20 protein-coding genes, 1 tRNA gene and 1 pseudogene are annotated in these 17,044 nt (G+C 61.9%); 12 read left to right on the plus strand and 10 right to left on the minus strand.

The window, feature by feature from the left end:
* Positions 1-19: 19 nt before the first annotated feature.
* Positions 20-436, minus strand: coding sequence for a response regulator (locus tag V1290_RS17425; protein ID WP_334365552.1), 417 nt, complete (start codon positions 434-436; stop codon positions 20-22).
* Between the two features lie 459 nt (positions 437-895).
* On the opposite strand from V1290_RS17425, the gene V1290_RS17430 reads away from it, so the two are divergent.
* From V1290_RS17430 to V1290_RS17440, 3 genes are all read left to right on the plus strand, one after another.
* A complete protein-coding gene (locus V1290_RS17430; protein WP_334365553.1) occupies positions 896-1,621 on the plus strand; it encodes a Crp/Fnr family transcriptional regulator in 726 nt (241 codons plus the stop codon).
* 271 nt (positions 1,622-1,892) lie between these two features.
* Complete coding sequence (locus V1290_RS17435) at positions 1,893-2,285, plus strand: response regulator (RefSeq protein ID WP_028348548.1); 393 nt, start codon at positions 1,893-1,895, stop codon at positions 2,283-2,285.
* Between the two features lie 124 nt (positions 2,286-2,409).
* The gene (locus V1290_RS17440) at positions 2,410-2,655 is read left to right on the plus strand and encodes a hypothetical protein (RefSeq protein ID WP_334365554.1); all 246 of its coding nucleotides are present in this window, start codon (positions 2,410-2,412) and stop codon (positions 2,653-2,655) included.
* 101 nt (positions 2,656-2,756) lie between these two features.
* On the opposite strand, the gene V1290_RS17445 is transcribed toward V1290_RS17440, so the two are convergent.
* The gene (locus V1290_RS17445) at positions 2,757-3,323 is read right to left on the minus strand and encodes a response regulator transcription factor (RefSeq protein ID WP_442894995.1); all 567 of its coding nucleotides are present in this window, start codon (positions 3,321-3,323) and stop codon (positions 2,757-2,759) included.
* A 465-nt stretch (positions 3,324-3,788) separates the two neighbouring features.
* Here V1290_RS17445 and V1290_RS17450 point away from each other — a divergent pair, with 465 nt between their 5' ends.
* Positions 3,789-4,187 (plus strand): hypothetical protein, encoded by a 399-nt coding sequence (locus V1290_RS17450; protein ID WP_442895063.1) that lies wholly within the window; start codon positions 3,789-3,791, stop codon positions 4,185-4,187.
* A gap of 8 nt (positions 4,188-4,195) precedes the next feature.
* Here V1290_RS17450 and V1290_RS17455 read toward each other — a convergent pair whose 3' ends face one another.
* The 4 genes from V1290_RS17455 to V1290_RS17470 all read right to left on the minus strand — a co-directional run bounded on the left by V1290_RS17455 (position 4,196) and on the right by V1290_RS17470 (position 7,653).
* The gene (locus tag V1290_RS17455) at positions 4,196-4,402 is read right to left on the minus strand and encodes a hypothetical protein (RefSeq protein WP_028348539.1); all 207 of its coding nucleotides are present in this window, start codon (positions 4,400-4,402) and stop codon (positions 4,196-4,198) included.
* A gap of 98 nt (positions 4,403-4,500) precedes the next feature.
* Positions 4,501-5,505, minus strand: coding sequence for a glycoside hydrolase family 3 N-terminal domain-containing protein (locus V1290_RS17460; protein WP_334365557.1), 1,005 nt, complete (start codon positions 5,503-5,505; stop codon positions 4,501-4,503).
* 232 nt (positions 5,506-5,737) lie between these two features.
* A complete protein-coding gene (locus V1290_RS17465; RefSeq protein ID WP_334365558.1) occupies positions 5,738-6,580 on the minus strand; it encodes a DUF3313 domain-containing protein in 843 nt (280 codons plus the stop codon).
* A 29-nt stretch (positions 6,581-6,609) separates the two neighbouring features.
* Entirely contained in the window at positions 6,610-7,653 is a 1,044-nt protein-coding gene (locus V1290_RS17470; RefSeq protein ID WP_334365559.1) for an alpha/beta hydrolase family protein, read from the minus strand.
* A gap of 170 nt (positions 7,654-7,823) precedes the next feature.
* On the opposite strand from V1290_RS17470, the gene V1290_RS17475 reads away from it, so the two are divergent.
* Entirely contained in the window at positions 7,824-8,426 is a 603-nt protein-coding gene (locus V1290_RS17475) for a TetR/AcrR family transcriptional regulator (RefSeq protein WP_334365560.1), read from the plus strand.
* Between the two features lie 34 nt (positions 8,427-8,460).
* Here the strand turns inward: V1290_RS17475 and V1290_RS17480 are convergent, their stop codons facing one another.
* Complete coding sequence (locus V1290_RS17480; protein WP_334365561.1) at positions 8,461-8,688, minus strand: hypothetical protein; 228 nt, start codon at positions 8,686-8,688, stop codon at positions 8,461-8,463.
* Between the two features lie 386 nt (positions 8,689-9,074).
* Here V1290_RS17480 and V1290_RS17485 point away from each other — a divergent pair, with 386 nt between their 5' ends.
* The 4 genes from V1290_RS17485 to V1290_RS17500 are packed head-to-tail and all read left to right on the plus strand — an operon-like array spanning position 9,075 to position 12,927.
* Positions 9,075-9,746, plus strand: a complete 672-nt coding sequence (locus V1290_RS17485; protein ID WP_334365562.1) for a tetratricopeptide repeat protein — start codon at positions 9,075-9,077, stop codon at positions 9,744-9,746.
* 15 nt (positions 9,747-9,761) lie between these two features.
* Positions 9,762-10,967 (plus strand): efflux RND transporter periplasmic adaptor subunit, encoded by a 1,206-nt coding sequence (locus V1290_RS17490; RefSeq protein WP_334365563.1) that lies wholly within the window; start codon positions 9,762-9,764, stop codon positions 10,965-10,967.
* A 5-nt stretch (positions 10,968-10,972) separates the two neighbouring features.
* A complete protein-coding gene (locus V1290_RS17495; RefSeq protein ID WP_334365564.1) occupies positions 10,973-12,211 on the plus strand; it encodes an ABC transporter permease in 1,239 nt (412 codons plus the stop codon).
* On the plus strand, positions 12,208-12,927 hold the full coding sequence (locus tag V1290_RS17500; RefSeq protein ID WP_334365565.1) for an ABC transporter ATP-binding protein: 720 nt from the start codon (positions 12,208-12,210) through the stop codon (positions 12,925-12,927). The genes V1290_RS17495 and V1290_RS17500 overlap by 4 nt, the downstream gene beginning before the upstream one ends.
* Positions 12,928-13,106: 179 nt before the next feature.
* Here the strand turns inward: V1290_RS17500 and V1290_RS17505 are convergent, their stop codons facing one another.
* The 3 genes from V1290_RS17505 to V1290_RS17515 form a co-directional block, all read right to left on the minus strand.
* Entirely contained in the window at positions 13,107-13,493 is a 387-nt protein-coding gene (locus tag V1290_RS17505; protein ID WP_334365566.1) for a hypothetical protein, read from the minus strand.
* Between the two features lie 52 nt (positions 13,494-13,545).
* Positions 13,546-13,635 (minus strand) — tRNA-Ser (locus tag V1290_RS17510).
* A gap of 308 nt (positions 13,636-13,943) precedes the next feature.
* A complete protein-coding gene (locus V1290_RS17515; protein WP_334365567.1) occupies positions 13,944-15,044 on the minus strand; it encodes an ROK family protein in 1,101 nt (366 codons plus the stop codon).
* 334 nt (positions 15,045-15,378) lie between these two features.
* On the opposite strand from V1290_RS17515, the gene rplU reads away from it, so the two are divergent.
* The 3 genes and pseudogenes from rplU (at position 15,379) to V1290_RS17530 (ending at position 16,916) form a co-directional block, all read left to right on the plus strand.
* Positions 15,379-15,759: a 50S ribosomal protein L21 gene (gene rplU / locus V1290_RS17520; RefSeq protein ID WP_334365569.1), complete on the plus strand. Its 381-nt coding sequence runs from the start codon at positions 15,379-15,381 to the stop codon at positions 15,757-15,759.
* 159 nt (positions 15,760-15,918) lie between these two features.
* Positions 15,919-16,188, plus strand: coding sequence for a 50S ribosomal protein L27 (gene rpmA, locus V1290_RS17525; protein ID WP_028348532.1), 270 nt, complete (start codon positions 15,919-15,921; stop codon positions 16,186-16,188).
* 124 nt (positions 16,189-16,312) lie between these two features.
* Positions 16,313-16,916 (plus strand): annotated as a pseudogene (locus tag V1290_RS17530) (GNAT family N-acetyltransferase).
* Positions 16,917-17,044 lie beyond the last annotated feature (128 nt).

The raw sequence follows: 17,044 nt of genomic DNA on the forward strand, positions 1-17,044 counted from the left end.
GAGAGAAATTCGCCGGCCGCTAGTTCGACTGGGCGATGCCGCTGAAACGGGAGCGGGCTTCGGCGAGACATTCGTTGACGACCGCCAGCAGCGCGCCCGGCGTGAACGGCTTGCGCAGGCAGCGCGTGGCACCGAGCTCGAGCGCCATGCGCAGGAAGTCCGGCGCCGGCGAATCGAGATTGGCAAAGGCGTATCCCGACATCGCAACCAGGGGAATCGTCGGCGCACGCTCGTGAAAAATCCTGATCGATTCGAAGCCGCGCATGTGCGGCATGAAGATATCGACGAGCATCAGGTCGAAGCCGGAATCTTCCAGCGCGCGCAGCCCAGCTTCGCCGCCATCGGCTACCGTCACCTCAAAGCCGTGACGTTCGAGATAGACCTCGATGGCCGAGCAGACCATGGGATCGTCATCGACCACCAAGATGCGACGCATGATCCATCTCCCTCGCGGCGTAGGACGCGCTCCGTCCACCGGCGGTTCCACAAAGGGAACCTCTCGGCTGATCGTGCGGCAGTTTTATCTTGCGAATCAGTGCACTACCGCATCTCCGTCGAAAACAGGCCACTCTGTCTGCCCTCTACAGTGTATAAGGTCGGTTCCACAACCTGGGCTGATCCGGATTGGGAATTTGTAGCTCGCCTGCCAGGGCAACTCGCGCGGCCGCTGCTTCGAAGATGTTCGCAAGGTTGCCGGCGGCGAGGTCGCATCGCCGTGCTTGCATCGCGAAGCGTCGGAGCGGTTAAAGCCCACCTGGCCGAGCCGATGCGCCGGTGCCATCGATCCACGTTTGCCAGTTTTTCTTGCCAATATAATGTGCGAGGATCATCCTGCAGTTCGGACTGTACGCAGCAGACGCCAGAGACCGGCTTGGCCGTAAGGCAGGAGACTGCTTTGGATTCAGCTCCTCGTTCTCCGAATGGATTCTTGTCCTCGCTGACCGCGGATGATTTCGAATTGATCCGCCCGCATCTGCGCGCCGCCGATCTCAGCCAGGAGATGGTGCTGGTCGAAGTCGACGAAACGCTCAAGCGTGCGTACCTTCCGCACAAGGGCGTCATCTCGCTGGTCGTGAAGCTCGCGCGCGGCGAGCACGTCCAGATCGCGATGATCGGCCGCGACAGCATCTTCGGTGCATTCGCCGCCCTCGGCGACGCCGTGGCGTTGAACACCGCCGTGGTGCTGGTGCCGGGCGCGGCCTCGACGATCGATCTCGACCAGCTTCGTGCTGCCGCCGACCAGAGCGCGACGTTGCGCACCGCGCTGACGCGGCACGGCCTCGCCGTCTATGCGCAAATCCAGCAGACCGCCGGCTGCAATGCCTCGCACACGGTGGAATCCCGGCTGGCGCGATGCCTGTTGCATACACGCGACCTCTCCGGCAGCGACAAGCTGGTCCTGACCCAGGAAGCGATGGCCCAGATGATCGGCGCACGCCGCAACAGCGTTTCGCTGGTGGCCCATACGCTGCAGCAAGCGGACTTCATCCACTACAGCCGCGGGCATATCGAAATCACCAACGTGGACGGCCTGATCAAGACGTCCTGCGAATGCTACGCGACGGTCAGGGCGCAGTACACGAGGCTGCTGCATCCGCGCATCCACAGCGCGGCTGCGTAATCGCTTTGCTGCGATCGACCACGGCCGCAGCCCGATCTGCGGTACGCCTCGCATCGCCGTTGCGCGCGAAGATTGCGACGCCCCCCTGCCTCACCGTATTACTACGGCCAATCGCGACTTCTGCGGCGTTTCGGTCCCGCAGGGGATTAACGCGCTGTTCAACGAGCCCTGATAGTTGTCACGGTGCTGACGGGTGCGGGTTCGAGACTCTTTCGCGTGCAACGCGCATTCACCTGGGTTCGGCGGCATATTGTTTGCGCGGAGTACGAACATGGCTTTTGATCTGTCGATGCCGATCCTGGTAGTCGATGACTACAGCACCATGATCCGCATCATCCGCAACCTTCTCAAGCAGCTCGGATTCGAGAATGTCGACGAGGCCAGCGATGGATCGGCTGCGCTCGCCAAGATGCAGACCAAGCGATACGGCCTCGTGATCTCCGACTGGAACATGGAGCCGATGACCGGTTACGACCTGCTCAGGGAAGTCCGTGCCAGCCCGGAATTCTCCAAGACGCCCTTCATCATGATCACCGCTGAATCCAAGACCGAAAACGTGATCGCCGCGAAGAAGGCCGGCGTCAACAATTACATCGTCAAGCCGTTCAACGCCGCAACGCTGAAGACCAAGATGGAAGCGGTGTTTCCCGACGCAGCCGGCTGACACCATCCCGGAAGAGCGCGCTGCACACCGCAGACGCGCAGTTAGCCGTACTTCTACGGTTTGAGATTTTCACCTCCGGATAACGTTGACTGAGGATAGTTGCGTGGACCAAGGGAGTGCCCTCATGTTCACGTTTGAAACGAGCGATCAGAAAGAAGTGCGGCGTCTCCGTATCGCCCAGTTCAATGGCAGGACTGCAACCGTGCATTCGGCCGGATCGGCGGTCACCGGCCACGTTCGATCGATCGTGGCAAGCAAGTCGAGCGTTCCGGCGGCGTGGACCATCACGATCATCCCGGAAGAGCCCAAGCCGACGCGCTCGCCGCGCCCCGCGGCGCGCAGTCGCTCCTTGATGGAAGATTTTTGCTGAACGGCAGAACGGCCCGATCGCGCAGAATCGCAAGCCTCCGATTCCGGCAGCGCAAAACCGCGCCGCTTAGCCGCGCATCGCAAGCTTCGCTTCGGGATAGATCAGGCGGGCTGCAGCAGCGCCTTGCGAACCAGATCCGCGGTGTTGCGGGCGCCAAGCTTGCGCATGGCCTCGGCGCGATGGCTCTCGAATGTTCTTGGGCTGATATTCATCCGCAAGGCGCCTTGCTTGTTGGAGCAACCTTCGCTGATCAGGCTCAGCACCTCGCGCTCGCGCCTGGTCAGAGGCTTCTGGCCTGATCCCGGGGCCAACATCAGGCCCGGCCTGCGGGCGCCATCCGCGGAGCGGCCGGCCTGGCCCTCGCCCGCCTGCTTGCGAACGGCGTCGGACACCGGATGATTGTCCGACATCTGCTTCACCAGAGCGCAGACGCGCTCGGTTTGCTGAAGCGCGTTCTCCACCACCTGTTGCAGGTAGAGCCGGTTGCCGGATCCCTGCGAAAGCTGGTGGCTGTGCTGCTTGATTTCATTCATGTAGAGCAGCAGCGCTGTCAGCGGTCCGTTCAATTGCCGGGCGATCGCCGCTCCCGCCTCTTCCGCGGCACGCGAGCGCGCGGCGGATAGCTGGACGATCTCAGGATTCTCTTCGAGAGGTGTGACGTTTTCCATCCACTTCGTGAAGTGCGAATCAGCGGCGCGATGATCTTGTCCCGACATATAACTATTTTATCGGTTCCACCCTCTTTCATGGTTAATTTCTTAACTGGTAAGAATACGGAGAAATCCGCCAACCCGTCTCGCCGCCGGACTAAATCGGGCCAAAATCATTCGAAATCAGGGTGTCTTCAGCCGAAATACGTGCTCCGAACATAAAAGCCGTTGCGCGCCAGCCCCGTATTTTAACGGTGAGCGCATTTGCTTTGTTAATAGACCTCCGCCGGTTCTCGGTGTGATTTCCTGTCGGCGCCCCAAGCCGGCGTCTCCCTTCCCCCTCGACGCCCGTTGCGCGCGACGGCTTGCTCGCGGCATCGCCCTGATTACATGCGCCGGCAGCCCCGCAATGATCGAGGCCCAAATCATCCCGCAACGAATCCAAAAAGGGAGACCGCGATGTCGCAGGCAAAGGGATTATGGATGGCGATGGCCGTGCTGGCCGGCGTCCTGACGTTCAGCTCGGGCGTGGCGGCGCAAAACCCACCGGCAGCGGCGGAGAACGCCCCGCCGACGGCCGACAACGCCGTGATGCTCACCGTATTCCTCAAACATGACCAGTCGCGGCCCCTGAGCGAACTCAACGCGCAGCTTCACCGGCAGGGATACTACAAGGCTTTCCCGCCTGACGGCGTCGAAGTCGTGAGCTGGTATGTCATGATGGGGATCGGACAGGTGGTCACACTGCGGCTGCCGGCGTCGCGATTGCGCGAGGTCAACCGCATCCTCGAGAACACGGCCTGGGGCAGTTACCGCACCGAGTTCTATCCGACCTACGATTACAAGGCGATCGGCACCGCAGCGCACGAGAAGGCGCAGTAGGCTTGAGGTCAGCCGAGCCTGGAGATCTGCTCCTCGGTCACGACGCGCTCAACATTCTCGGATTTGCTCCTGATGCGATAGCGCGGGCGGCCGTCGGCTTCGATCGGCAGGCAGGAAACGATGGTGTAGACGCTTCGTTCCTTCGCCACGGCGCGGCCCTGCGGCCCCTGCTGCTGGTGATGAACGTCGTCGTTGATCGCGAAATTATGGGCCATCGTCGGTCTTTCCGCTGAAAAAGCGCTTGTAGTCTCAACGGCCTGGCAACGCAACACCTTGTGGGCCTGATGTGCTTCGGATTTCGGGGTCCACCGCGTCAGGCCGTCAGGAGCGCCTTTCGCTTGCCGACGCGCGCGATCGATTTCTCGATCGCCGAACCGGACAAGGTTCCCTCGCGCAGGCTGTCTGCGATGTATTCGGCAATCCCGGCCATCTGCTGTTCCTGATCGAACAAATTGTTGCCGATGCAGAGCATGTCCATGCCGGCTTTGAGCGATTGCAGGCTGGCTTCCCGCGTGCCCAACGCCTTCTGCAATCCCTGCATCTGCATGTCGTCGGTGATCAAGAGCGTATCCGGAAGGCGCTTGCGCAAGCGGCCAAGCCCCGCCGCGGACAGCGTCATCGGGCAATGGTCCCATTGTCTGACGATGGCGTGGCTGACCAGCACCGCATCGCCGAACATTGCTGGCGCAAGCGAATAGAACAGCTCTTCCTGCTCACCGCGAAGGGCCTCGGAGATATCCATGAATTCCTGATGCGAATCCACCACCGCGCCACCGATGCCAGGGAAATGCTTCAGGCACAGGCCGATGCGCTGCGCCCGCGCCACCTCGCTTGCCAGCAACGCATTGGCTTCCACCTCGGCGATGTCGGCGGAGTAGGAACGCTTGATCCTGCCGATATTGGGGTTGTCGGGATTGTAGTCGACGTCGATGACCGGCGCGAAATCATAGTGGATGCCGAGCCGCCGCATCTCGGCAAAGCTCGTGGTGAGGATCGCGTGCTTTTGATCCGATGCGAGGAGATTGAATTCCCTCGCACTGGGAAGCGGCGCAAACCCGCGGTTTTCCTTCAGCCGCCGTACCAATCCACCTTCCTGGTCGATGAACACCATCGGCCGCGACGGCAGCGCGGAAATCTCCGCGCAAAGGCGTTGCACCTGTTCAGGCGATTCAATGTTGTTGTCGTATTCTCGCGTCCGGCAGGAATAATCGAACAGGATCACCCCGCCGAGACCGTAGCGAGCCGCAAATTCCTTCAGCCAATTGGGAACGATCTTGCCGAAGAAGCCGAGAATGAAGAGTTCGCCGATGTCATTCATTGTGGCGGCCCTCCTTCGACAATGCACGTCGGCGCGCGCCCGATCTCGATCAACCAAACCCCTCAAGCGAGAGGCAACTCAGGCACTATCAGCGCGTCGAGGTCGATCTCGGTCAATATCCCGTTCGTGTCTCCACCATTTTTTTCGTTGAGCGGGCTGATTGCCGGGCCTTGAATAACGGGCCACCGGAGTTTCCGGTCGAGAATCTCGAGGTCGCCTGCAGACGGTCCGCTCAATTTCCTCTCGAGGGATCGCGAGCAGAATCCGTATCAGGCGCTTCCGGCGCTGCGTTCGCCGACGCACCCCGGTCGGTCCAATCCGGCGGCAGCCCTATCCGCTCGCCGATCATGCCGGCCAACCCCGGCGCTCGCCCGAATGCTTCACAAATCGCCTCTTTCGGCGCGCCACCGAGAGAGGCCTTCAGACTGCCGATGGATGGCGGCGCCGAGACCTTCCCGAACGGACTCTCGGCGGTAACAAGCAATTTCCCGAAATCGTCTCCGAAAGCGCTGGCGAGATCATAGGCATCCCCGTCGCTCGATACGCGCGGAGCGCTGGTGAAGGAGTTCGCTCCGCGCGCCCAGATCATGGCAGCCTTTTGATTGCCGCTGCGATCACGGGCCTCGGCCTCTACGGTCAGGCTCCCGAGTCCGATCGGAAGCCGCGGCACAGGGATGGGTACACCGGGAGCAACGACAGACGGTACGACGCTCGCGACCTTGGAGACGCCGGCTGCCGTCGCATCGGTCGGCGCAATGTGGGTAATGACTGCCCGGACACTCAAGTCCGCCGCTTCCGTCGGTGCCACAATTCGGAAACGCTCGCTCAGCGCAAAACACATCGCTCTGTTTATCGCATTCTTGATCAGGCTGCGCTGCTGGTCCGAGAACGGCTGGTTTGCCGCGGCCACCGTGAATGCGGTTGGCTCGATCCGCGCGGTCTTCGCGGCGAGAACATCAGCCTTGCTGACCCGAACCTGCGACTTGGTTAGAAGCCCATCGGACGGCGTCAGATTGTCGTAAGAGACTAGCGACCCGGACCGTTCCAGCGGTGCGGTCGCGCAACCGGCAGCCATCAAGCTCAACGTCGCTACTACAGGCCATCTCACGGCGAGGGAACAAGACCGATCGCCGCCCCCTGGACCATGCGCCGGGAACGCGCGACCGGAACGGGAGAAAGTGCGGCGCCGGGCGCCGATGCCAGGATTGGCTGCCATGTCGCATTCCAGCGCGTCAGCGTCGTCCCGTTGCCGTCGAAGGCCAGGTCGAGGAAAGCCAGAGTGAGTTCCGCCGTCGCAGCCTTCACTTTCGGATTTAGAGTCGGACCACCTGTGAACGAGCGATCGGTAAAGATGCTGTGCGAGCCGCCCTCAAACACGGCAAGCAGCTTGCGCGGTGTGGCAATGGCGTTGAAGACGGCTAATCGATCGGCAGCGGGCGAGTGGTATCCGGGGATTTCGATGACGTCGTTGGTCGCAGTCACGTGCAGGTTCGGAACCGCGATCTTGCTCAGTACCGAAGCAAGATCGGACTCGCCGTAGAACGGCGGCGCAGAGATCACGATCGCCGCCGCAAAGCGCGGATCGCGGGCCTCGACCCACTGCCCTTCACGCATCACGCGGGCGCCAACCGCAAGAAGGGCGGTGTTCGCGCCATATGAATGTCCGGCCGCTACGATACGCCGACGATCGATCTGGGCGCCGTAGGGGCTCGACAGCACGCGGTCCAGGGCGAAGCGCAGATCCCAGGCCCGCGCCAGCGCCTCGCTCTCATGAGCTGCTCGCTGCAAACGGTCCACGACGGTGAGAGGATTGCCCACCCAGAGCGACGAATCGCTGCCCGCATGCTGAACATGCAAACTCGCAATGCCGCGGGCAGCCCAATGTCGCCCCAGATAGCTGTAGCCCCGGCGGGAGCCGCCAATGCCATGGGAGAACACGATGAGCGGCACGCGCGACCCCGACGCGATATTCGTGGGCCAATGCAGGCGCGCCGGAACGGCACGCGAACGTGAGGAGTCGACCCAGTCGAGATCAATGAAAGAGGGCGCGGCGGACTGCGCTCGCGCTGGATCTACCGAAGCGGCGGTCGTGATTGCGACAGCGAGCAACATGGCACCGAGACGCCGTCGCGTCATGTTGCCCGCCACGATTGCGTCGCGCCGGCCACCGGCGAGAGCGGATTGAACACGCCGCGAGGGAGTATCGCCGCCCACCTTGCTCTCCATGAACACATCTTGAACAAAATTTGCACTTGGTGTAATCTTGTATTGCACTGAGTGTAATTTTGCAAGAGAATAAATTTATGCCAGAGCTGGCTATGGAAAGTTCGCCCCCGAAGAAGGAAGGCCTGCGCGAGCGGAAGCGGCGCGAGACGCTGCATCGAATCGCCGAGGAAGGCCTGAGGCTGTTTCTGTCCAACGGCTACGAGGCGACTACGCTTGACGCGATCGCGGAGGCAGCGGGGATCTCGCGGCGGACGTTCTTCTACTATTTCAAGTCCAAGGAAGAGATTCTGCTGGCGTGGCAGGACGGTGGTTTCACCGAGACCCTGCGAGCCGCCGTGCTGGAGCAATCGACCAAACAATCGCCACTCAACGCCGTGAAGAACGCCTTATTGGAGCTGACGATCCGCTTTCAGGCCGATTACAAGCAAGCCAGGGTGATCGAACGCCTGATGTGTGCGAACGAGTCGCTTCGCATACGACACCAGGCGAAATATGTAGAGAAAGAACAAGCGGTATTCGACGCGCTCTGCCAGATGTGGCCGCAGCCCAAGCGGCAGCCCGCGCTCCGCATCGTCGCCATGATGTCGATCGGAGCACTACGTCTTGCGATCGATAACTGGAATCGCGACCAGGGGAAGCGACCTATCGCCATTTGCCTCAAAGAGGCTTTCGCCGACCTGAAGTCGGAGGCTTGAAACGCCCGCGCTGGCCCGTTGCCATGGCCCAGGGTCAGCGCAGCAGCACAAAGGGCGGCGCGTCGGCAATCTTTGAGCAGCAGGCCACGAGGATTTGATCCTTGGGAGGCCGTCCATGTGGATCGTGCACTTCCACCTTGTGGGTAATCGCCACACCCTTCAACGCATTTGCTTTGGCTTCGAATTCAATGCGCGTCGAACGGAACTGGCAAATAAGCCGAGTTCCGGCTGCAGCAAGCCAGATATGTGACGCGTCGCACATTTGTCGGCGCGCAGGTGGGCTAGAGTTCAGCTCGTGAGAGGTGCTGTGGAGAGACTAAACCCGCATCAGCCGCTCGACCTCGTTTGAGATGTGCTGCTTGCGTAACAATCAGGCGATCATCGACTCCAATTGAGAAATTCCGGCTGCCAGCGCGGCTCGGACGCCTCAGGTGCCTTTCTGGCACGAAAGAACAAAGCGGAAAGTGTGTAGCAATGCGGCGCACCCTGAATTTCCAATCGATCAACCCGGTCTCAAACCGATCATTGCGGCCAGCATTTCGTTGCGCAATTTCGGCGGCCAAGCGAGCAGTTGTCGTAATTGCCTGCTGCTCCGCTCTGCTGACGGCCCCCCACGCCGCGCTTGCCGACGCCGCGTCCGATCGGGACATGGCCACTCGCTACGAGCAGGCGGCGCAAGCGGGCGATGATGAGGCCCAGTTCTATCTCGGGGCGCTCTATTCGTCAGGCGTCGGTCGTCCGCGCAGCGACCAGGAGGCATTTCGCTGGTTCTTGCGCGCGGCCGATCAGGGGCATGCCCACGCCATGCTGATCGTTGCCGGCCTCTACGCGAGCGGGCGCGGCGTAGCGAAGGAAAATGTGAAGGCCTATTCCTGGGCCCACATCGTCGCTTCCGCCAGCAAGCTCGACGAGGACCGCAACGGTGCGCGGCAACTGATGTCCCTTCTCATGAAGAAGATGACGAGCGACGAGATCGGCCGTGCCGTGGTGGCAGCAAGAGAATGGCGCGCCGTTCGGGTTGCTGGCGCGCCAAAGGACTCCGTCAAGGCTTCCGACAAGGCGTCGAAAATCGAAAGAGCACTGGACAGCCCGGACCAACCCGCGCCGGCCGCGCCCCCACCTGCACCCGCCGTCGTGCAGCCGGCGCCCGCCGCCACGCCGTCGCCTGCTATCCCGCAGCCGGCGCCATCCAACACCACGGTATTGCAGGCATCTCCCAAGGCCACGTCGGCAGCTCCAATGAAGAATGCAAAGAAAGAAGACGTTCGTGATCTGCTCGACCAGGTTCCATCGGGCCTGCGCAAGCGGTTTGGCTTCTGAGTCAGGGGACGCACCATGAAGTTGCAGCATCTGATCGCAACCGGCATTCTGGCCGTCGCCACGGCAGGGGTTGGCTATTACGCCTATCCCCACTTGCTTCGTGCACCGTTGGTGACCACCAGCATTGCGGGCCTCGCGCCGGTTTCCGAAGCGGTTTACGGAACCGGCACCGTCGAGCCCGAGCGCTGGGCCAAAGTAGTGCCGCTGCAGCGCCGCCGGCTGGTCGAGCTTTGCAGATGCGAGGGACAGGTGGTGAAGGCCGGCCAGGTCCTCGGTCGCCAGGACGACGCCGAGGAGCGCAGCGCGCTGGATCAGATGGAAATCAATCGCGGCCAGCTCGAACGCGATCTGGCGCGCGCCGAGAAGGATCGCGACAAGAGCGACGCCGCGCGCACCGACTACGAGCAGCGCTGGACCAAGCTCGAGGAAACAAAATCGCGGATCGCCGCGCAGAAGGTACGGCTCGACTCGCTGCTGCTGAGGGCTCCGCTCGACGGCATGGTGCTGCGGCGCGACGGCGAGGTCGGCGAGATCGCCGGCCCCACCGATGTCTTGTTCTGGGTTGGACCGCCTGCGCCGATGCAGGTCGTTGCCGAAATCAATGAGGAGGAAATCAACCGCATCGCGACCGGCCAGAAGGCTTTTCTGCGAAGCGAAGCTTTCCCCGGAAGGGCCCTGCGAGCCACGGTCTCCCAGATCACGCCAAAGGGCGACCCGACCCGCAAAACCTTCCGCGTCTATCTGCGGCTGCCGCAGGACACGCCGCTGCGAATTGGCATGTCGGCCGAGGTCAATATCATCTTCCGCGAGAAGCAGGCGGCCATTGTCGTACCGGCGGAGGCCGTCGCAGCCGGTTCGGTTCAGATGGTCGATGACGGCCGGATCAAACGTGTGCCGGTGACGGTCGGCATCCGTGGCAACCGCAACATCGAGATCCTCGGCGACATATCCAAGGGCACCTCGGTGCTTTCGCCCGCCCGCACGGATCTCGCCGAGGGCGCCAGGATTCGCATCGACAGCAACTCGGCCAAAGTTGTGGAGCCGGCGCCCACGAGTGAACCGACCGATCAGCCAGCCGGGACACCCGAATCTGTCGCGGTAGCTTCGGCCACCACAGCTCCTTCGGATCCCGATGATGCGGTGATCTCGGCAGCCATGACCGCCCACATCGATTCCGTCGTCAACGACGCCCGTCGCAACCTCATCAGCAACAGCCGGTAAGTGCCGTGAAGCTTCTGTTCAACATCGCATGGACCCATGTCAGCGCCCGGGTACGCCAGACTCTGGTGGGTATGGCCGGCGTCGCCATGGGGGTCGGCTTCACCATCATGATGGCCGGCCTGATGCAGGGCTCGCAGATCGATTTCCTGCGGCAGCTCGTCGACACCATGCCGCACATCACGGTCGATGATGAACGGCGCTCCGTGCCCACGCAACCCGCAGAGCAGGAATATGCAGCGGTCCAAATGGCCGACATCGCCAATGTCGGCAAGCGTCCCGGCATCAAATATCCGGAATCGGTGATGAGCTCGCTGCGCTCCTGGATACCCGGCGACGTGACGCCCTCGGTGACGACCAGCGCGATCATCGATCATGGCGGCGCCCGCATCGGGATCACCTTGACCGGCATCGACCCCCGCCGTGAGATCCAGGTCTCGAAACTCGGCTCGCAGATGCGCGAGGGAAAGCTCGACGATCTTTCACGCGCGCCGAACGGCATCATCGTCGGCGAGGCGCTCGCCGAAAAACTCGGCGTGAAAACCGGCAACACTGTCCTCCTGGTCGGCGGCCAGGGCACCCGGCTGAATTCGACGGTGGCCGGGCTGTTTCGCTCCGGCTTGAAGCGCGTCGATGAGAGCCAGATCTATTCGCTGGCCGGGACGGCGCAGCTCATGATGGGGCAAAGCGGGGTCGTCAACCAGTTGCGGCTGCGGTTGAACGATCCGATGTCGGCGCAAAAGGTTGCCGCCCAGGTCGAAGCGCAAACCGGTTACAAGTCGGTGTCCTGGCAGGAAGCCAATGCCGACTTGCTGTCGACCTTTACCGTGCGTGATTTCATCGTGCTCACGGTGATGGCAGCGATGCTGCTGACATCGTCCTTTGCCACCTACAACATCATCTCGACGATCACGCACGAGAAGCGTCAAGACATCGCAATCATGAAATCGCTGGGCATGCGCGAGTATGCAGTGCGGCGGATCTTCATCATCGAATCCATCATTATCGGCGTGGTCGGCATCCTGTTCGGGTGGATCCTCGGTTACCTGCTCTGCTACGGCTGGTCGAAGATCACGATCTTCAATCCGCTGACCGGCACGACCGTTCCGCTGCAAATCTATTACTCTGCGATGCACTATGTGGTCGCCGGCGGCATATCGCTGCTCTGCTGCGCAGGCGCGGCCTATTTCCCCGCACGCAAGGCAACGCGCGTGCATCCAGTCGACATCATCCGGGGGGCATCATGACCGAAGTCGCTTTGCAAGCAGTGGAGCTGGTTCGCCGCATCGAAGGCGTCGTTTCGCACACCCTCGTCAACGGCATTGATCTTGCGGTGAACAAAGGCGAATTCGTCGCCATTACCGGGCCGTCGGGATCGGGCAAATCGTCGCTGCTCTATCTCCTGGGCCTGCTCGATGCTCCCAGCGAAGGCGAGATCATGATCTGCGGCCAACCGACCTCGAAATTGTCGGAGACGGAGCGAGCCGACGTTCGCCTAACCAAATGCGGTTTTGTGTTCCAGTTTCATTTCCTGCTGCCGGAGTTCACCTCGCTCGACAATGTGCTGCTGCCGATGCGCGCAGCCGGCAGGATGACCGAAGGCGAGATGCGCGAGCGCGGCCTTGCGCTGCTGGGCTCGCTTGGGCTTGGCGAGCACGCCAACAAGCGTCCCAACCAGCTCTCCGGCGGCCAGCGCCAGCGCGTCGCGATCGCCCGCGCGCTTGCCAACCGCCCCGAGATCATCGTCGCCGACGAGCCGACAGGCGCCCTCGACACGGCATCGACGGAACAGGTGTTTTCGATCCTCCGCGACATCGCCGACCAGGGCCAGACCGTGGTTGTGGTAACCCACGATCCAGCGCTCGCCGCCCGCGCCGACCGCCGCATCCACATCGTCGACGGCAAGGTTGCGGAGATCATCGGACAGGGTGAAGGCGGGCGGGTGTGCGAGATGGCGAGTTAGTCGGAGGCAGCCCACCGTCGCGGCTCCGTCGCCATGGTACGGCCAGCTTCAGCCTGGCTCGTTGCGCCGAAGAGCAAGCGAAGGAGGGTAGCGGACCGAGGGATTCTCAAGCTCCTCTTCGGATGAAACGCTCGCTATCGAGTCGTTGCACGTCCAGGCGGAGATAGTGCCTGCGACCATCAACCTTGATCCAATTCCCCGGTCCACCGATCTCGTCCCTTCCAATACGGGCATCGGGGGCAAGATTCGCCCATCGGATAATCGATCCCTTCTTCGTGAGGACAGCCCATGATTCCATCCGCCATCGCTACCGACCGCGCCGAATGCTGGCGCAAATACGCGGTGATCTCGGCGAGAATAGTCTTGTCCGTCCGCACATCGCCGGCTTCCGAAAACCACCGGTGCAGTTTGGGCTCGGCTCCTTCCTGCGGAATGACAGAAACGGCAACTTTCGAAGCGCGCTGGTTGTCAGGACCATAGAAGGCGATCGTGCCGACGGGATAGCCGCGCATGCCTTGCTTGGCTTTCTTTCGGAGCCATTTGTCCGGCTGCGGTCCAATCTTCATTGCCGCTCCGTGCATTCGGCTCGGACAATTTGCTTGGAAAGAACCAGCGCGCTGGCGGAGAGGGAGGGATTCGAACCCCCGATAGGCTTGCACCTATGCCGCATTTCGAGTGCGGTGCATTCAACCACTCTGCCACCTCTCCAGGCGCCAAGGCGGGCCGGATTCGGCCCTGCGGTCGGGGCGTGTTCTAGGCGAGGAAGCCGGGGCAGACAAGGCGCAGGGTGGAGAAATTCGCCAAAAGCGGCCCCAGTCGGCTGTTGGAAAAGAGGTGGGACCGCCAGACGCGACAAAAACTGACGGTCCCGTGCCGCTGCTTTGAAATCCTGGCCGGGAAGTGCGGCTTCGCCGGTCAGCCGGAGCGACGAAATGACGGTAGCAAGGCGGCGCGAAACGGCAACGCGAACCCGGTTTTAACCTAACCAGTCAACCTTACTACCCGCGTAAAAGCTACTAATCCCGGCCCTTCTTGGCCTTCTTCTCATCCTTGCCATTGTCCTTTCGCCGGTTGGTGAAGCGCGCATTGCCGAGGCCGGTGCCGATGGTCAACACGCCCCAGTGCTCGACATCCTGCATGAAGGGAACTTCGGAGAGGCCCTGCACCACGCCGTCATTGTGCATCACCACGGCGGTGTCGTGATCGCCGATCTGCGGGATCGCTTCCACCAGGCTTGTCGGCAGGTTGAACGTGCTGCTCTCCCAATTGCCGGGCAGGTTCTGCGCGCCCTTCTCGATCGAGCCGTCCTCGTCGATCACGCCGGGACAAGCGATGCCGATGAAGGGCGCAAGCTTCAGGCCTTCGGCCTCTGTGGCCGCGATCAGGTCCTTCAGCATCTTGACCAGCCGCTTCACCGCACCTTCGCGCGTCGGCTCATCGTCGGCATGCCGCCACAGTTCGGACGTCCACACTTCAGCCCTGGAAAGATCGGGTGCTTTCTTCCAGCGCGTCTCGACCACGCCGCAACGGATGTTGGTGCCGCCGATATCGACGCTGAGGATGCTGTCATGGGCCTCGAAAATCCAGGACGGCGCCAGATGCAGCGTGCCGATCAGGCCGGCATCGTCGGGATGAAAGCGGATCGGCACCACATCGACCTCAAGCCCCTCCGCCTTGAGGATGATGTCGGTGCGGGCGATCGCGAGCTCGCCTACCCGGCTCTGCCTGAAGCCACCGCCCACCACTATGCGCTCGGTATCGGCCCACGCTTTGGTCTTGAGGAACCGCCGCGTCACATAGGCCAGTTCCTGGGCGAATTCCTCGATCGCGCTATGCACCAGCGCGGCGGCGCCGACATCGGCGCCGACCAACGCCTCATCGAGATCGTCCTTGGGAATCTCGCCGGCGGACTTCTTGCCCAAGGGATCGTCGCCGTTCTTCCTGAGCGGCTTGCGCAAGCTGTCCAGGATCTTGCGGAAGGCTCCCTTGCTGGCGCGGTCGCCGAGAAAGCCCTCATCGTCCTTCAACTCGATGTTGAAACTGTCGACCTCGACCGACGGCAGGCGGGTGGCCCCGTGGCGGGCAATCCCCGTGGTCGTTATGCTGTCGTCTGCCATGTGCCGAGCCCCTGCCGGATCTTCGCTGGCGACAACGGGCGGGGAACCCATTGGTTTCATGGAAGGGCGAGTAGCCATTCGCGCTTTTTTGGCCCAAATCCTTCATTGTTGGCCGGTTTTGGGGCCTCTTTGCCTTGACTCACGGCATTCTGCGGCTATAAGTCCCCGCATCCGGCGCGGGATTTCTCGCGCCGCTTGTTTTGCGCGAAATCTTAAGGGGTTTGCTCCCCGGCCGCGCGAAAATCGTACCCATAACGACTGACCAAAAAGCCGACCCGGACAGCCCTTTCGGGAATACGTCCGAGGCCGGGATCGAACACGAAGGAAAAAAACGATGTTCGCAGTCATCAAAACCGGCGGCCGGCAGTACCGCGTCGTTCCGGATGATGTGCTCGAGATAGGCAAGATCGCCGGCGAAGTCGGCACGATCGTGCAGCTTGGTGAAGTTCTGGTGGTCGGCGGTGACACGCCGATGCTGGGCGCGCCGACGGTGGCAGGCGCTTCCGTTGCGGCCGAAGTGCTGGACCACAAGCGCGGCCCCAAGGTGATCGCGTTCAAGAAGCGTCGCCGCAAGAATTCGCGCCGCAAGCGCGGCTATCGCGACGAGATCACGGTGCTTCGCGTCACCGAGATCCTGACCGATAACGCCAAGCCTTCGATCGGCCCGCGGCCGAAGAGGGAAAAGGTCGCCGCACCGGCTGCCAAGGACGACTAGGCGGCGAAGGCCGCCAAGAAGTAGCGGCCAGGAAAGCCGCCGCGAACGGCTAGAGCGATCGCAAGTAATGCGCCTCGACGAAAGTTGAGGCGTGAGAAAAAGTGAAATGATTCCGTCAAGGAATTGATCTAGAAATATTCGAGAGATCGGAGACGGGCCATGGCTCACAAAAAAGCAGGCGGTTCATCGCGAAACGGACGCGATTCAGCGGGCAAGCGCCTTGGTATCAAGGCGTATGGCGGCGAACACGTGATTCCCGGCAACATTATCGCGCGTCAACGCGGCACCACCTGGCATCCCGGCCTTAATGTCGGCATGGGCACCGACCATACTCTCTTTGCCAAAGTCGAAGGTCATGTCGAATTCCGTGCAAAAGCCAATGGCCGCACCTTCGTATCGGTAGTTCCGATGACGGAGGCGGCCGAATAGACGGTGGACAAAATTCGAGTCTGCCGGATCCTGTTGAACCGGCGGAGTCGAAATGGGCTCCAGGGGAGGCGGGAAACCGGCCTCCCCTTTTTAATTTGCGCATATTCGCAATCAGGAGCCCGACATGTTGCAGGACATCCCGATCCAGACCCCGACGCTGTGTCAGACGAGTAGTTGCGTCCTCGAGACCGAACGGCTGACACTGCGCCGGCCGACGCTCGCGGACGTAAAAGCGATTGCGCATCTCGCCAATGATCGCCGCATTGCGGAAAACACCCGCCGCCTGCCGCATCCCTACCTGCAGGACCACGCGGTCGAATTCGTGCGGGCGAACGCCACCGATAACAGCGAGACGGTGTTTCTGATCGAACACAACTATTCGCCGATCGGCATGGTCGGCATCGACCGCGCTGACCCGGATGCACCGGAACTCGCGCTATTGGCTCGGCGTCGCGCATTGGGGCCAGGGTTTCGGCACCGAAGCCGCACGCGCCGTGATCGATTTTTTCTTCGAGGAGTTCGACGCCGAACATCTGATTTCGGGCGCCCGCTGCGCCAACCCGGGGTCGCGAAACATCCTGGAGAAATGCGGCTTCCAGTGGAGCGGTGTCGAGTTGCACCGCTTCGAAGCGCTGGGATGCTCGACCCCGGTCGACCGCTTCCGCCTGACACGCAGCGTGTGGGCATCACTGAAGAACTGGGGAAGTTCGACGCGAAGGGAGCGATAGGCTCGCTCGACAACAACACCGTCGTCCCTGCGAACGCAGGGACCCATAACCACAGGACCACGTTGTTGAATCAAGCTGTTGAATCAAGCTGTCGCTCCGGCTCGCTTCTACAATTGATGATGGTGGGT

The sequence above is a fragment of the Bradyrhizobium sp. AZCC 1578 genome (assembly GCF_036924675.1).
In the GTDB taxonomy this organism is placed as follows: domain Bacteria; phylum Pseudomonadota; class Alphaproteobacteria; order Rhizobiales; family Xanthobacteraceae; genus Bradyrhizobium.

What these genes read in the sequence shown, in the direction of transcription:
- V1290_RS17425 (WP_334365552.1), bottom strand. Translation starts at nt 436, where the DNA reads ATGCGTCGCATCTTGGTGGTCGATGACGATCCCATGGTCTGCTCGGCC.
- V1290_RS17435 (WP_028348548.1), top strand. Translation starts at nt 1,893, where the DNA reads ATGGCTTTTGATCTGTCGATGCCGATCCTGGTAGTCGATGACTACAGC.
- V1290_RS17440 (WP_334365554.1), top strand. Translation starts at nt 2,410, where the DNA reads ATGTTCACGTTTGAAACGAGCGATCAGAAAGAAGTGCGGCGTCTCCGT.
- V1290_RS17445 (WP_442894995.1), bottom strand. Translation starts at nt 3,323, where the DNA reads ATGGAAAACGTCACACCTCTCGAAGAGAATCCTGAGATCGTCCAGCTA.
- V1290_RS17450 (WP_442895063.1), top strand. Translation starts at nt 3,789, where the DNA reads ATGGCGATGGCCGTGCTGGCCGGCGTCCTGACGTTCAGCTCGGGCGTG.
- V1290_RS17455 (WP_028348539.1), bottom strand. Translation starts at nt 4,402, where the DNA reads ATGGCCCATAATTTCGCGATCAACGACGACGTTCATCACCAGCAGCAG.
- V1290_RS17460 (WP_334365557.1), bottom strand. Translation starts at nt 5,505, where the DNA reads ATGAATGACATCGGCGAACTCTTCATTCTCGGCTTCTTCGGCAAGATC.
- V1290_RS17465 (WP_334365558.1), bottom strand. Translation starts at nt 6,580, where the DNA reads ATGGCTGCCGGTTGCGCGACCGCACCGCTGGAACGGTCCGGGTCGCTA.
- V1290_RS17475 (WP_334365560.1), top strand. Translation starts at nt 7,824, where the DNA reads ATGGAAAGTTCGCCCCCGAAGAAGGAAGGCCTGCGCGAGCGGAAGCGG.
- V1290_RS17480 (WP_334365561.1), bottom strand. Translation starts at nt 8,688, where the DNA reads ATGTGCGACGCGTCACATATCTGGCTTGCTGCAGCCGGAACTCGGCTT.
- V1290_RS17485 (WP_334365562.1), top strand. Translation starts at nt 9,075, where the DNA reads ATGGCCACTCGCTACGAGCAGGCGGCGCAAGCGGGCGATGATGAGGCC.
- V1290_RS17490 (WP_334365563.1), top strand. Translation starts at nt 9,762, where the DNA reads ATGAAGTTGCAGCATCTGATCGCAACCGGCATTCTGGCCGTCGCCACG.
- V1290_RS17500 (WP_334365565.1), top strand. Translation starts at nt 12,208, where the DNA reads ATGACCGAAGTCGCTTTGCAAGCAGTGGAGCTGGTTCGCCGCATCGAA.
- V1290_RS17505 (WP_334365566.1), bottom strand. Translation starts at nt 13,493, where the DNA reads ATGAAGATTGGACCGCAGCCGGACAAATGGCTCCGAAAGAAAGCCAAG.
- V1290_RS17515 (WP_334365567.1), bottom strand. Translation starts at nt 15,044, where the DNA reads ATGGCAGACGACAGCATAACGACCACGGGGATTGCCCGCCACGGGGCC.
- rplU (WP_334365569.1), top strand. Translation starts at nt 15,379, where the DNA reads ATGTTCGCAGTCATCAAAACCGGCGGCCGGCAGTACCGCGTCGTTCCG.
- rpmA (WP_028348532.1), top strand. Translation starts at nt 15,919, where the DNA reads ATGGCTCACAAAAAAGCAGGCGGTTCATCGCGAAACGGACGCGATTCA.